General features: G+C 34.0%; 9 protein-coding genes. 1 reads left to right on the top strand and 8 read right to left on the bottom strand.

The features are described from left to right. The first annotated feature begins 220 nt into the window (after window positions 1-220). Window positions 221-733: a L,D-transpeptidase family protein gene (locus tag ACFPVY_RS08600; RefSeq protein WP_379791569.1), complete on the top strand. Its 513-nt coding sequence runs from the start codon at window positions 221-223 to the stop codon at window positions 731-733. Window positions 734-1,320: 587 nt separating this feature from the next. On the opposite strand, the gene ACFPVY_RS08595 is transcribed toward ACFPVY_RS08600, so the two are convergent. The 8 genes from ACFPVY_RS08595 to ACFPVY_RS08560 form a co-directional block, all read right to left on the bottom strand. Next, entirely contained in the window at window positions 1,321-2,076 is a 756-nt protein-coding gene (locus tag ACFPVY_RS08595) for a hypothetical protein (protein WP_379791567.1), read from the bottom strand. Continuing rightward, complete coding sequence (locus ACFPVY_RS08590; RefSeq protein WP_379791566.1) at window positions 2,060-3,394, bottom strand: hypothetical protein; 1,335 nt, start codon at window positions 3,392-3,394, stop codon at window positions 2,060-2,062. Before ACFPVY_RS08590 ends, ACFPVY_RS08595 begins: the two co-directional genes overlap by 17 nt. Window positions 3,395-3,488: 94 nt before the next feature. Continuing rightward, a complete protein-coding gene (locus ACFPVY_RS08585; protein ID WP_379791565.1) occupies window positions 3,489-3,617 on the bottom strand; it encodes a hypothetical protein in 129 nt (42 codons plus the stop codon). 197 nt (window positions 3,618-3,814) lie between these two features. Further along, complete coding sequence (locus ACFPVY_RS08580) at window positions 3,815-4,423, bottom strand: hypothetical protein (RefSeq protein WP_379791564.1); 609 nt, start codon at window positions 4,421-4,423, stop codon at window positions 3,815-3,817. Window positions 4,424-4,557: 134 nt separating this feature from the next. Continuing rightward, entirely contained in the window at window positions 4,558-4,833 is a 276-nt protein-coding gene (locus ACFPVY_RS08575; protein ID WP_379791563.1) for a hypothetical protein, read from the bottom strand. Between the two features lie 905 nt (window positions 4,834-5,738). Then, a complete protein-coding gene (locus ACFPVY_RS08570) occupies window positions 5,739-9,197 on the bottom strand; it encodes a hypothetical protein (RefSeq protein WP_379791562.1) in 3,459 nt (1,152 codons plus the stop codon). 174 nt (window positions 9,198-9,371) lie between these two features. Beyond that, window positions 9,372-11,777, bottom strand: coding sequence for a TonB-dependent receptor (locus ACFPVY_RS08565; protein ID WP_379791561.1), 2,406 nt, complete (start codon window positions 11,775-11,777; stop codon window positions 9,372-9,374). 144 nt (window positions 11,778-11,921) lie between these two features. Continuing rightward, complete coding sequence (locus ACFPVY_RS08560) at window positions 11,922-16,091, bottom strand: T9SS type B sorting domain-containing protein (RefSeq protein WP_379791560.1); 4,170 nt, start codon at window positions 16,089-16,091, stop codon at window positions 11,922-11,924. Between the last annotated feature and the right edge of the window lie 89 nt (window positions 16,092-16,180).

Genomic DNA, 16,180 nt, shown 5'->3' with positions numbered 1-16,180 from the left:
GGTCATTGCGAGGAACGAAGCAATCACATAATCTGAATCGATACAGTCATTGCGACGAAGGAAGCAATCTTATCACGCATATCGATGCAGTTTGTCGACTTTGATTATGAGATTGCTTCGTTCCTCGCAATGACAATAACATCACAATGACAAAGTTTTTAAATGCTTTATATGGTTAAAAACATTTCCATATAAAGCATTTTTATTTTCAAAAAATTCTATGAAAAAAATGATTTATATAATTCTATTATTAATCTTCGGAGTTGTAATTTATTATTTCTATCCCGAGGCAAAGCTTCCGAAAGGAAAAATCATCGACCGAATTGAAGTGTTTAAATCCCAAAGAAAAATGCTTGTCTATTCGGAAGGAGAACTTTTAAAAACCTATAAAATATCCTTAGGAAGAAACCCAAAAGGGCACAAAGAATTTGAAGGCGATTTTAAAACTCCCGAAGGAATTTATGAAATCAATGCGAAGAATCCAAATAGCGGTTATCACAAAAATCTGGGTGTTTCGTATCCAAATGAGAAAGATATTGAACACGCAAAATCTTTGGGGAAATCTCCGGGCGGACACATAAAAATCCACGGTATCAGAAACAGCAATGGCTATATCTCTAAATTTCAAAGGTGGAAAGATTGGACCGCCGGATGTATTGCCGTGACGAACGACGAAGTGGATGAGTTGTATGAAAATGTGAAGATTGGAGCGAAGATTGAGATAAAGGAATAATGAGAAAAAACAAAAAAACTCGGAGGCATCACTCTCCGAGGTTTTTTTTTTAACTGAAAATGTAATCAAAAAAGTACCAGATCTATTTTCGCTTTGAAGAAATTCGTTAATTTTTAGATTTTTTAAGCGTTTTAGTGGTATTTTCAATTTTATTTTTGTAAGGGGATAAAGCATTTACATGTTATTTTTAGCTTTAAATTTAAAAGTTTATCTATAAATGCTCTTGTAATATTTAATATATTGAGGAAAGTCATCTCCACTTTGGATCATCAAGTCAACAACGATATTCTCACAGGTGGTGGTTAACTTATTTTCATAACAATAACTATGTTTAATCTTAAACTCGCTGAAGCCCTTATATCTGACGGTATCGTTGCACTCATTCCTTATACAAATATATAGCCAGCCTACCACTGCAAAACTCACAAAATAAAGACCTTCGGGATTATGGAATTTATAATTTCTGCTCATTTTTTTATTCAAATATAATAAATACATGTTTTTTAATAAGAGCTGGTAGAAAATTAATAACCACGCAAAGGGATTCGTGCAGTAGGAGTTAACAACGATTTTGAATAGGTGTGACCTTAATAACATTTTGGGTCTTGTAAATCAAACATCATTGTACTTGTAATATTATAAATATTTTTTGAGTCTTTAATAACACTCTCGCAATTATAAAATATAGTATCATAACAATATCCCATCTTTTGTTTATTAGGATCATTTTGCATTGTATTTATTCTTTCTCTTTTTAATAATTTCCAAGTATTTCCTGTACGAGCAAAATTTAAGATATTTTGTTTGAAACCTCCAGCATTATCAAGTTCATCAAATATTATTTTCAAACAAATTCTAATTTCTTCTTTTTCTTTTACCCATCCTGTTTCTAATTTAATCTTACTGTCTCTCTCTGCAAAAGAATCTTCTTCCTGGTTATTTAAAGCAAAATTTAGAAAAATCGGATCCTCCCATGTAAAAACTTCTTTATACTTATTATTACTATCATTAGTTTTGATACTAATGGTTGTTCTCTTCTTTACATCATAAGGGTTGTTGATTTCAAGTTTATTTTTTTTGCAATAATCTATCATCACATTCATATGTTTTGTTCCTTCTTGATAAAATTTACCTTTTATGTATATGCTTTTAGTTACCAAAAATGTACATTTATTATGCTTATCTGTTTTATAGATAGAATCGGAATAATTATCGAGAATTTCTAATTTATAGATCAATTTATCGGCGTCATAATCTACTTCAGGAATTATGTTAGTTTTATTATTGCAAGAAAAAATAAAAATACTAAGGAGTAGGCATATAAGCTTATTTGCAGTTTTCATAGTCAAAAATTATTTTTAATAAATTATAATATTTTTCTCTGTCTGAAAATCCATTAATACCATCTGATGTTTTTTGGTCTTTAGCACTAGGGTTATTTACTTTTGCAGAAACACCAATGATATTATCCTTATCTGCATATTCATTAATATTATTATCATTCCAATACCAACCTGCAGAATCAGCAGCATAATAAATATCTGTGGATATTTTTTTTGCTAATTCATTAACACCTTCCATATCTTGCACAGTTATATGTTCGTTAGATGTTCTTTTATTAAATTCATTAACACCTTCAGAATCGTTTTTTCTTTTTTCTATGTAAATATCAAATAGTTTCTTTTGATTTACATCTTTTGATTTATGACAGTAATATTTTAAATAGTTATAATCGTGTGTAATTTGCTTTAATCCTCTACCTTGGTAAAAATTGCCTCCAAAATATATTCTATCGGTTTGTTCATACGTCTTGGTAAATCTTTGTGTTTCTTGATAAATTTGAGCTATAAAATGTAGTTTCCTTAAACAGTTGTCAATTTTATAATCTACAAATATTCTATTCAATTGGTTAACAAATTTTTCATACTTTGCTTCGGATGATTTTATATTTAATTCATTATTTTTCAGATAAAATAATCTATCTTTTATTTGTTCCCTATTTGAATCTTCTTTATCGTAAAATGAACTGATTACATTTTTATACTTTTTTCTATCTCCATTTTTTGGCTTTTTTCCTGTGTCTGTATCGGGTATTAATTTTCCATCTTTATCAAGCCACTTTTCGTGAAATGTAATATCATGTCTATCAATATTATTAAGAATCTCTACGTCTAATTTTCTCAACTGCGTCACAATATACCTCAAATCATCAGCCGTCCATGAAGTTTTTTTGCAAAGACATTTTTCTACTTTTTCGATTTTCTCTTTCTCAAACTTCAAAGTAAACTCATCTGTTTGAGCCGACAACCCGTCGCACGTAATTGTCGCTTGATACGCAAATCCATCCTGCCAACTGTATCTGTCAAAAGTTTTTTCTTTTAAAAAGGATACTTTTATTCGTTGACTTGATGTATTTTGCAGTTTTACTTTTTTGTTTATTGCTTCTTCATTCGTGGCATTCATCTCTTGAACAAAAATAACAGCGTCAAGTTTTGTTAATTTCTTTGCCGTTATTTCAAAATTGAGGTAGATACTCTCTTCATCTGCTGTGCTTGAAATATATTTTATTGATAATGCTTCCTTTTCCTCAACCTTCTCTGTGAGTTTTTCCAACGGTTTAACCATCAAATTCTCAAAATCATCGTCAAAGGCAATGCCCATTTTTTTAATCGCTCAAATGTGTCTCGTTTCATGTTTTTCCATTTTTTAATAAAGAAAACCAAGGGGTTAACAATTAACCCCTTGGTTTTTTGCTTTACTCAGGTTTTGAAATTAAGATGTTACTGTTTTTAACCAGCGTGCTATTCAGCTCGTCAACGGCAGGGCAGTTGCAAGGCAATCCGCCTTCATCAACCGAAACGCCACTTGTTTGTAAACCAATCAAATGTGTAGGTAATTCTGATTTTACTAAAATTTATCATATAAAATATAAAATTCACCAATATATTGTAAATAAATCAAAAAAATAATAATGAAAAATATTCTTCCAAACTTTATTCCCATATCTTTCATAGCTTTTATTGTTGGTTTTATAACAACTTCGTTTAATAATACAAACGCAAACCTTACTGGGTTGCCATTTTACTTGTGGGAATATTTGTCTAATTGTTGAGAAAACTTTAATTCTTTGTCTTCAATAACTCCTTTAAACTGAAAATAATCACCGCAAACTGAATCTCTAAAAACAATGGCTATTGAATCGTTTTGTATTTCCTTTAAAATGTTTTTAAAATATTGGCTGTCTTTAAACTTTATTTGTTCATTTAGAACGTTCGAAATGTTTATTTCAGATTGATTTGAAGTAAACATTAAATTCATCTTATCTAAATAATTATTTGGAAAATCTTTTACAGAAACTACTTTAGAACAAAATAAAAGTAATTCTCTGGATTTATTTTTATATATTGAACTATTATACATTGATATAGAATCGGTAATTTTCATTAAATCACTTTGCCATAAATACTCAGGTCGTTTTCTAATCCAGTCAATTTTTACCGTTCCATTTGTTTTATTATTTATTTGATAAGACAGCAACCAATTTATAGCAAGGGTATCTTTTTTTGTTCCATAATATTTAATCCAAATTTCATCAGTATTAATATTTTTGGTAACAGAAATTTCTTTTTTAAAATTAGGACAACAACTTATTGATAAAACTAATATGAATATTGATAAAATGCTTTTCATAACTATTCTTTTAGAAGTTTATTATTTATAAAAATAGAATTTATGAAAGCATCATCATTCAAACTATGTTTATTTTTTTCATATTTATAGAAAACTGTATGACTAATAAATTTATATTCTTTAATCTTTTTATTTTATTTGTCCATATCGTCTAAGCTTAAAAATTCATTCTTTAATAGTTTTTGTAATGTTGGAGTATAAATATCTAAATAGTCCAAAGGTGAATTTATATTTCTATTATCTACAAAAACTTTACACGCTTTTAAACCTTTGGGTTTATGTATAATTTCAAAATCTTCTTCTAAACCTTTATTCCAATCATCTTTCATTTCTTGTATTGTGGGTTTTATAACGGCTTCGTTTAATAATGCAAACGCAAAACTTACTGGGTTACTTTTTAGATTTATCATCAGTAAAAAATGTTTTTCCTTTTAAAATTCCAACTTTATAATAATCAATGTTTTTATCACGATTTGTGAATTGAAAAAAAATGGAATCTTTTTCAATATTCATTACTATAGTTTTATATAATTCTGTTTTTTTAAATTTTATATCTTGATAATCTTCAATGATTATTGATTTTCTATATTCTGTTAAAGATTTTTCTTTAACTAAAGAATAATCTAAATCATCATTTTTAATTTTTTTTGAACCAAAAACTATAACGGTTAAACTATCTTTACTTTTTATTTTTTTGAAAAAAAAAGTTTGTAATCCATTATTTTTGTTAATAAAATGCTGTTCAGNGTCACAATATACCTCAAATCATCAGCCGTCCATGAAGTTTTTTTGCAAAGACATTTTTCTACTTTTTCGATTTTCTCTTTCTCAAACTTCAAAGTAAACTCATCTGTTTGAGCCGACAACCCGTCGCATGTAATTGTCGCTTGATACGCAAATCCATCCTGCCAGTTGTATCTGTCAAAAGTTGTTTCTTTTAAAAAGGATACTTTTATTCGTTGACTTGTTGTGTTTTGCAGTTTTACTTTTTTGTTTATAGCTTCTTCATTCGTGGCATTCATCTCTTGAACAAAAATAACAGCGTCAAGTTTTGTTAATTTCTTTGCCGTTATTTCAAAATTGAGGTAGATATTCTCGTCATCTGCTGTGCTTGAAATATATTTTATTGATAATGCTTCCTTTTCCTCAACCTTCTCTGTGAGTTTTTCCAGTGGCTTCACCATCAAATTTTCAAAATCATCATCAAAGGCAATGCCCATTTTTTTTAACCGTTCAAATGTGTCTCGTTTCATGTTTTTCCATTTTTTAATAAAGAAAACCAAGGGGTTTACAAGTAACCCGTTGGTTTTTTGCTTTACTCAGGTTTTGAAATTAAGATGTTACTGTTTTTAACCAGCGTGCTATTCAGCTCGTCAACGGCAGGGCAGTTGCAAGGCAAGCCGCCTTCATCCACTGAAACACCACTTGTTTGTAAACCAATCAAATGTGTGGGTACCACTGTTTTCCAAGTTTCTTGAACAGTATATTCTTGTTCTTTTAGCTCATCAACGATGGAAAGATATAAAGGGTCCTCCAGGATTGGTATTTGTCCTCCGTTCCAGATTTGTCCCGTTGCCATATAGTGCATCACAGCATCTTCAAAACCGGGTTTAACAGTGACGACAACTCTTGCCATTCCTGCTTGCATAAAACTTCTAAACGTAAGGTCGTTACTTTCATGCTGGTATAATGAAGACCATTCGCCATCATAACCCCAATAATAAGGGTAAAAGTTATAGCTCATCAAATTCCACTCAAAGGCTTGTTCCATGAATTTTGCAAAACTTGCGTAGTCTTCCATTTCTTGATTGGCTGTTATGTGATGGTTTATGATGGAATCACCGGTGTACATTTTTTTTCCGAAACGCCTGTTTGAATTTACAGAATTATCTAACAGGTATGAAATACAGTTTTTACGCAGTACCATTTGCTCAATTTGTCTATAAAATAGTGGATTGCTGTCTAAAATTTGAACTCCCGTTGTCTTTGCCTCTGATATTTTTTCATTGTAAAGGCGCAATTGTTCTTGGTATCCTTTTATGATTGCATTATATGTTGATTTCTTCCAACTTTCAATTTTTTCTGGTGCTATTTGATTTTTAATAGATAGCGAAATGTTGCAACTGGTGTAATTGATTAATCCGTAACTAAAGCTGATTTTATCGGTAAAGCTATCCAGCAGATATTCATACTGATAACCACTTAAATTTATTTCTTTTATATCTGAATGAAGGTTTTGACCATATAAGGCATAATTTCCAAAAGCGATATTTGCTGAATGTAATTGACCGCCATCTTTATCCCATTTTGCCGAGAATTTTAATTTTGCACTGATTGGTTGGTAGCCTTCTGGGATTTGCAATTCTGCCGAACCCTCAATAATTTCATGCGGTCCATCGTGAACCGAAGATACAGTTTTATTTAAAAAAATTTGTGTTTTAGGATATACCTCTGTATCTGCATCGTATTTTGAAGCTAAATGTTGGTAGTTTGAAGCAGAGATTTTTGTAAAGTCGGTAATTCCTAAGGTTGCTGGGTCAATAGGTTTTTCAATAATTACTGTATTTTCATTGTTTTGACTTGATAACATTGCCAGACGGTGCAACTTACTAGGCTGTGGAACCACAAATTCATACATCAATCTTTTTCCATAGTTGAATATTTGATTTTTATAAACTGCATTTATAAAACGAAAAACTCCTGAAATATGGGAAGAATTTCCTCTGTTGTCAAATGCATGTGTATTTTCCTCAATAAATTCATTGGTGATTTTAACTGTTTTTTCTGTTCTGACTTTTGAAACTATTTTTTCAACAGCTCTTTGAGTCAATTCTTTGGCTTGTATTACCGCCTGACGGTTACTTTCTTCTTTTGACGTGTTCGAAGCATAAGCTATTCCGGCATCTAGTGTTGTATTTCCCCAGGAAGTGTGTACGTCAGCATAAGAAGATAATTGCTTTTGTTGTGCTAAAAGTTTTGCCACTTCCGTTTGCATTTCAAAACGCTCAGTTGAAACTACATCAGTCATGTTTTCTTTTTCAATTTCAGAACTTTCAAAATCGGTAACTTCAGATTTATACGATTTTGTAGTTACTTTGCTGCGTAATTCCGACGCCATTACATTTTCAATGTGAGCTACTTCGCCTGGCTCATAGCAGCAAACTTCAGCAACTACTTTTTTGTAGTCAGCAATACCCAGTTGCTTGTATCCAAACCCTTTGGGAGTATATGAAGTTTGGCCGTCGGTTGCTCCGCTCTCGGAGTTAGTTGTCGTCGTTTCTAGTTTACCTGAGTAGCACCCTCGCAGCGAAAAAGGCCTAACGGAAAGTGTAAATTCTTGACCGTTTGAAAATTTAATTTTACCAGTTATCTCAACAACTTTATCGGTTAAACTAAATTGAATGGTGTTGTTAAACAAATTGCTTAACGTTATTACGTTACCATTCTTTGTTTTTACAAATTCAAGGTGTCCACTGTTTTCGCCTGTTGAATAGTGCAATATGTAGTGGAAGTAACGAACGTCATATGTATTATCAGGCAATTGCATCGAGAGATACATTGAAGCATTCCCATTACTTAATCTTGAGGAGCAAATTTGAAATGGAATTGCAGTAGACAATGGTGCGGGCTGAGAAGCGGATATTACGGTATCTCCAAAAGTTACTGTCTTTTCAGATGTAATAATTCTTTGGGAAATGGATGCGCTTTCTTTTTCAATTTCTTTTGATACTAACGCGATTGCTTCTTTAAAAGTTGAAACATTTTTCCTGTATATGATACTTTTTAATAGTCCATAATCTTCTTCTGATAGTTCGGGAGCTAACTCTTCGAGACTAAATTCGTCTTGAAATGAAAAATCGAATCGAGGTAGCTCGTCGATTTTTATATTCGGTTGGTAGCAAAAATCGTTAGGGTCATAATGCTCGTCTTTCACTGAGTCGCAAAGATTTCTGCGTTCTTCATCATAGTCGGCAATGTATTTATTGACGACAATCGAATAATTTTCTTGATAATCTTTTAAATAACTATCATGTTTTTGCTGGTAATTTTGATAATACCTTTTTTCAAACTCTTCTAGTTTTTCAGTTAGATTTTCAAGATTTTCGATATTAATTTTTGAGAGCTGAATGAGTTGAGCATCGACTAATTCTTTCTCCAGAATAACGTCGTCTTCATTTTTTTGCGTTTTTTTCGTTTTTTTTGCCGAATTTACATTTTGATTTTCCTTAAAAAGGTATTCTGGGAGTACGACTTTTGCGTTAACTAATATAGCTAAAGATTTTAATTTCTCATCGTCATTGTCCAGAAGTTCAATTTGTTTCAATAAATTTTGCAATATCAAAATTTGTATCAGTGCCTCTCTTATGTAAAACGACTTTTGAGTTACAATCTGATAAAATAAGTTATCCCATATTTCAAATTCTTTATTGGAATCTAATAACTTCAGATGCTTTATTTTTCTAATAAGCTCTAAGGCATCAAGGTCATTTTTACTTCGAGTAATCCATTCAGAAAGAATGTAGAATTCTCCAAAGGCATTCTCGAGTTCATCGTTGCTCTGGAACCCGTTAAAACCTTGAGATATAATATGCAATGCATCCCATTTTTCTTCAGTGAGGAGATGATTACTATCCAATTCTGTGTAAAAATGACCGCTTTTATTATCTGGATGAAAAACAAATCTTTGTTTTTGATTTTCTTTTTTTAACAATTCTGGACTTCTTAAACTCACAAATCTATATAAAGTGAGTTGATTTTTGTTTTCTTGAAGCATAGTGAATAAAATTTAATGGCTTATATTTTTAAAAAAATTATTCTTTAAAAATATAAAATTTATTAATATGTTATAAATAAAACAAAAAAATAATTAATTAAATATATTTTCCTTAAAAATTACTTNGGTTTTTTTTCTAACTCCAAAATATAATTCTAACCTAAAAATTCTTTTTTAGAACATACCGCCACCACCTTGTTTTGTGTTGTCTTCACGGTATTTGCGTTGCATTGCCCTGTTTTTTCCGCCACCAAACATATAGTTGATTCCGAAATACAAACTTTGACTTTCCCACATAAATTGACCACGATTTGGGTAAGGATTGGTTCCTTCAAAACCAAATTTCATGGTATTGAAAACGTCGTTGAAACGCAAACTGAACGACATTTTGTTATTCAACAAAGAATATCTTGAACCTGCATCAATTTTGTACATTTCTTTAGAATCGTTTTGAACTCCGTCAACACCGCCTCTGTAAAATCCGAAAAGTAAAAAGCTCAATCTTTTGTTCGCTTTAAAGTTGCTGTTTATTCTGGCATTGAAAGCATTGGCATCAATTTCTTTTTCTACGAAATCAAATTCATTTTCAGTTCCCGCTCTCAACACAGAAACAATACCTTTTTGTGAAATGCTTGAGAAATCAATCGATGGTTGCACGTCCCACCATTTTGTAATCTTGTAATTTGCAGAGATTTCAAACCCAAAAGCTTTGTTATTATCAAAGTTGTCAAAACTCATGATCAAGTCATCTGGATTGTCAGTTGTTTCATTTGGATACAAAACTCGGTTGATTTCATTGTTGATCAATCGGTAATAAACTCCAGCAGTAATCGACCCTTTTTCAATAGTTTTTGTATAGTTTAGTTCTACTGAATTGGTAAATTGTGGCTCTAATTCTTGGTTACCAAAACTTGTTACCAATGGCGTAGAAAATTCTCTAATTGGTTTTGTTTGTTCTAAACTTGGTCTATCCACGCGACGACTGTAGCTCAATTGGAACATATTTTTTTCGTTCAAATTATACGTCAAATATGCCGAAGGATAAAGTGTCAAGTAATCGTCTTCAAAAACAGTTGCGCCTTTGTTTAAGTTCGCTTTTGCTTTATAGCTTTCAAAACGAGCTCCTAATTGGTAGCTGAATTTTTCAAATTTCTGGCCAAAAGTTACGTAAGCTGAATAAATATCAAGATCATACGTGTAATTTGACATTCTGCTCGTTTCTTCAATTGCAGGATTTGCGGTCAAATAATCATTTTCAGTTCGTGTCAATCTTGCTTCCGCACCCAATTCAAGCGTTGTTTTGTCACTTAACGGATTTACATAATCAACGTTGAAAGTTGATAACTGTCTAGAATCCTTTATTTTATCCGAATAAATTACGTTTTCAGAAGGTGTATTAAACGTCGTCGTGTTAAAATTAGCGTCTTGAGTTTGCTTGTAATCGTTGTAATTTCCTTCAAAGTCTAAGGTATGGCCTTCTTTTTCAAATTTATGCTTGTAAGCTAAATTGTAAGCTCCGGTTTGATTATCTGTCAAATATTCAGCGAATTGCAGAACTCTTGGCTGTGTGAAACTCAAATAGTTGATGTCAGTGCTGATGTCTCCGTGACCGTCGCTTTTATTTTGATTGGTGTAAAACGAAAGCGTGTTATTATCGTTGATGTAAAAATCCATCCCAATTTTGTAGAGGTAAGAATCATCGTCGTTCACGATATTTAAATCTTGGCGAGAATTGTTGTCAAAACGATTGATTTCTCCTTCGTTTAATCTTTTCCCGAAGTTACTTCCCACATTTCCAAAGAAATTCACTTTCCCGGTTCTGTAATTTGCATCAAGCGAATTGTTGAATTTTGGCTCTTTTGCAAAAGTGATTCCGGCATTCAAGCTTCCGTTGAAACCGTCATTCGCGTTTTTGTTCAAAACGATGTTGATGATTCCAGACATTCCTTCTGGATTGTATTTTGCACTTGGATTGGTAATCAACTCAATTTTCTTGATAGAAGTCGAAGGAATTTGTTTCAACAATTGCGCTGGGTCAATGTTTGTAGGTCTTCCGTCCACCAAAATTCTCACGTTTTGATTTCCTCTCAACGAGATTTTACCATCTTGATCCACATTCACAGACGGAATGTTGTTCATGATTTCAGAAGCCGTCGCGCCCGCAGTTGTCAAATCTCGACCCACATTAATTACTTTTCTGTCAATTTTTTGTTCGATCGTAGAACGTTCTTGCACGATTTCAACACCTTCAAGCATCGTTGCTTCGTCTGCCAACGTGATTCTGTTTAAAGTAATGCTTTTACCAGAAGTCAAATCTGCTTTTGTTGTTGAAGCTTTGTATCCAATGAATTGAATTTCTACCGTATAATTTTTTGGAGCAAGGCTTTTTACTTCAAAAGCTCCGTTTTCATCAGAAATACTTCCTGAGATTACCGTTTGTCCTTCCTTGATCGTTACCGTCGCATAAGGAATCGGCTGGTTTGATTTGTCTGTCACTTTTCCAGAAATGGTCAAGTTGTTTTGAGCCTGCAATGAAAGCAAAGGCAAGACAAGGCATAGAAATAATAATTTAAATCGCATTTTTAAATTTTTTGATTGAGTATTTATTTGCTTAATAGACTCTGTCTTGTTACAAATGTTACAGTCAAATAAGTATTTAAAACAATTCTAAACAATAAAAAAGGCTTCCCAAATCAGGAAGCCTTTCAATATGAAGTTTTTATGTTATCGTTTCATCGCAAAATGTGCTTTAAATTCTTTTTGAATTCCGTTGACAAAATACGTAACGGTGAACCAATAATCAGTTGAAAATAATCTTTCGCCGTTGTAAGTTCCGTCCCATCCGCCTGGTTGCGAAGGTTTGATTTGCGTGATTAATTTCCCAAAACGATCAAAAATATAGATCACAGATTCTGGTTGGTGCGCCAAATCTTTGATGTTCCAATAATCATTATATCCGTCGCCGTTTGGCGTAAAATATTTAGGATAATTTACAACGAAAGCAGTAATCGTAGTACTTTGACAACCATTGTTATCGAAAACCGTAATTGTGTGTTCTCCCGAAGAAACGTTCTCAAAAACCGGACTCGATTGAATCGCACCTTCATCCATTTGGTACAAATAATCGCCACCAACTCCAGTCGCATTAATCGTAATGTTTTGATTGTCTTCAAATTCACTGCTAACTTCATACGTCACCGTCGCTTGCTCTGAGCGAATTACTTCCGCCGTTTTTGGTTTAGAAGCACATCCGGTTACGTTATTTGTGGCAATTACCGTATAAAATCCTGGTTCGGTTACTTCGTATCTGTTCAACGTTGCATTTGCAATCAAAGTTTCTTCTTTAAACCATTGAAATGTATGCGATTGTTGCGCCAATCCGGTGTGAATTGTGTACGAACTCATCAATTCATTGGTTTTGCTGTCGATGCAAATGGTACCACCCACAACATTTGGTTCTGGAAGTTTTTTGACAATCAAAGCAAAAGCCCGAATGGCATTGCAATTTGAAATCGTGCTCACAACTTTCACATAAACCGTAGGCAAAGTCGTCGAAGTCACCGGATTTGTTCCGGAAACCGCATTGTTTTGCGATTCAAAATATTGAACAGTGTAAGCCGTATTGTCTTGCGTTCCTAAAGCAAAATCGCTTAACGTGGTCAAATCAAAGTTCGTGATTCCATCATTTGTATTGTCTTCATCGCAAATCGTTCTGATATCGGCAGGAATAGTATTGACAATTGGCGTTCTGACAATGGTTATCGGCAAAATATTTTCGTCAGTACATTTGATGCCACGATTGATAATTTCGGCATAAATATAAATCGTTTGGTTCTGCGTAATCGTTTGTCCGGCTTGCAACATTGTTCCGGTTCCGCCCGTTTGCGTGAAATAATTTCCGACAGATAATTGTGGTAAAACATAACTATCACAAGCGATTACAGCATCTGGTTCGTCAGCTTCAATGCCAACAATTGTAATCGTAAAGCTGCTTTCGGCACTACAAACAGGATTCGTTGGAGTCGCTTCGTAAATATAAATAGTTTGCGTTGAGGTAATCACAGTTCCAGCCGGAAGCATCGTTCCATTTCCGCCAGATTCAGTGTAATAATCGCCAACTTGCAAAGGTGTCAATGTGTAAGGATTACAAGTTGGACCAATGTCAGAGCGCGAACTCACTTGCGGAATCGGCAAAATATTTACCATATAACTGATTTCGTTTGTGCAATTTTGTCCCGGTTCCACAGGATTGTAAATATAAATTCGTTGTGTATTTGTGATGAATTGTCCGGCTTGCAAAAGTGTTCCGGTTCCGCCAGTTCCTGTATAATAATTCCCAACCGAAATCGCTGGCAATTCATAGCTTCCGCAAATTGTGACATCATCCGGAATTGTCGGAAAAGGTTGCGAAATAGTCACTTGAAAATGAATATTGTCAGTACAATTAGGAGTTTCAGTTGTGGCAACAAACACATAAATTGTCTGTGTTGCCGTAATCACAGTTCCTGCCGGAATCTGACTTCCAGAACCTTCGGGACCTGTAAAATAATTCCCGATTGGTAGTGCTGGCAGAGTATAACTGGAACAATTTGAAGCATTTGGAGGAGTTTCAATTCCAACGAAAACGGTGAACGATTTTTGGTCTTCACAAATGTCATTTTTAGAGTAAACATAAATCGTTTGTGTAGAAGTTATCGCGGTTCCCGCCGGAATTTGAGCGCCAACACCATTTGGTTGCAAATAATAATTTCCGCTAGATAAAGCAGGCAAAACATAAGAATCACAATCAAAAATAGTTGAGAAATTCGGCAAAGGCTGAAACGGAATAATTTCTACATCAAAACTAGAATCTACAATACAAAATGGCGCTATCGGAAATTGATAATACACATAAATCGTCTGGTTTTGCGTCAAAACCGTTCCCACAGGAATTTGCTGACCTTGTCCGTGCGGTTGCGTGAAATAATTTCCATAAGACAAACTTGATAGAGTGTAGCTCGTGCAATATCTTCCGTCTGGCGGCGTCAATGACGAAGGGTCGATAACGGTTACTTGAAAACTGCTTTGGTTTGGGCAATTTGGAATCCCGCCAGATTCGGCATAAATATAGATAGTTTGTGTAGTGGAAATCACATTTCCTGCAAAAAGTGGCGTTCCGGTTCCATTGCTTCCGGTAAAATAATTTCCGTGAATTAACGCAGGCAAAACGTGTTGGTCACAAACAATAGTATTTTCTAAGATATCCACCGGAGGCAATTCTTTTGTGAAAATCTGAAAACTTGTTGTTGCAAAACAATCCGTGTCGGTTTTATTTTCCAAACGCACATAAATCGTCACATTTCCAATGGAAGAGTAGTTTGTTGAAGCCACAGGATTTTGTCCCGTTTGCGCATCTGTCAATGTTGTATAGTAAGAAATGTTAAAAACATTAGCAGGAAGTCCATTTAAAACCGAAGCATTTTGTGAAGCGAAGTTAAAAAGCGCAGTCGTTCCTCCAAAAGTAGCAACACAATTTGTCATGTCAGAAGGTTGCGTTGCAGTTGGAGGTGCAATTAAAAGCAACTGAAATGATTTTACGGTCGCGCAACCATTTGTGTTCTCGATTCGAACATAAATCGTCTCGTTTCCTACACCAGCAAAAATATTCGGCAACGGATTTTCATTGTTATTTGCGTCGGTTTGATTGGCGTGATACGAAACTGAAACGCCTGAATTTAAGCCAGCAGTCACAATCGGCGTATTGTAATCCAAATCAAAGTTATGAGAGCTTTGACCAGTATTGCATTTGTATAAATTTACAGGATTTGGCGTTACAAACTCTGGATAAAATTCAACTACCACAGAATCTGTGACAGCAACTTCGCACGGCATAACTATGTTATTAAAAGTCACTGTGTACGTTCCGGGAGAAGTTACAACCAAGTTTGGGCCAGTTTGACCAGCAATTACTTGTCCGTTCTTTTTCCAAATAAAAGAATAATTTGAAGCGTCTAAACCGGTTGTTAAAGTGTGGCTTCCGCCGAAGCAAATTGCGGTGTTGTCTTGAACTGTCAAATCAGCTCCCAAAACTTCTTGTCCCACGTTAAAACTATTGGAAGACAGAAAAATTGCAGAGTCAAATTGATAGTCAGAACGGTCAGCAATTACCAGCTTAATATGGTAAGGCGTGTTTGGAATTAATGTCGAAGATGCTTGAAAAACCACCGTTTCTCCGTTGTAATTTATCGGCGAAGCCATCGCTTCAGAACCTCCGTTAAAGCTGTGAAAATACTCCGGATTTACAGAAGGACACGATGAATTGTACAGAAAATCACGAATTGTCAGAACCGAAATCGGCGTATTCGTATTCGGAATTACGGCTAAATTCGTAGTCTGTCCTGCGTTTTGATTCGTAAGCAAGAAAGCAAACGCATCCGAGAAATCACATTGGAAATTTCCATATTCTTCTGAAGCAAAAAGGAAATCAAAACTGAAATTCGCTGAAACCGGAATAAAATCAAATTCTAAAACGGTCGCATTTACTGAACTCATCTGGATTCCGGCTTGTTGCAAAACATTTTCCAAATCGGGATCTCCAATCCAGGCATCGTTGTTTCCATCGCTCAACGTCGAATTATTTGGGCCTGGGGCATTGGCAACATTTCCGGTGGAAAGAATCACACCGCTTTGCATAGGAAAACTCGGGTTTGTATTTTGAAAATAACCAATACCATTGCTGGAGCCAAAATTGGTTCCCGTTCGCCAGCTGATATTGCTGACTTGCGTGCAAGGCGAGTTGATAAGCACCTGATTTACTAAATCAGGCACAGAATGTGTTGACGTGTCAACAGTTATGGCTTGGGCATAGCCATATAGTGGCACAATGGCCACTAGCATCAGTAGGAGTTTTTTCATATCAAAATTAATCTGGGCAAATCAATTATTTGATACTCTTTTATTACAAAGACTTGGGGTTCTTCTTTTATGGAATATTCGGTGCAAAC

Origin of the sequence: Flavobacterium qiangtangense (genome assembly GCF_042658345.1) — a bacterium.
Lineage (GTDB): Bacteria > Bacteroidota > Bacteroidia > Flavobacteriales > Flavobacteriaceae > Flavobacterium > Flavobacterium qiangtangense.
This window is presented reverse-complemented; position numbering and strand designations above follow the sequence as displayed.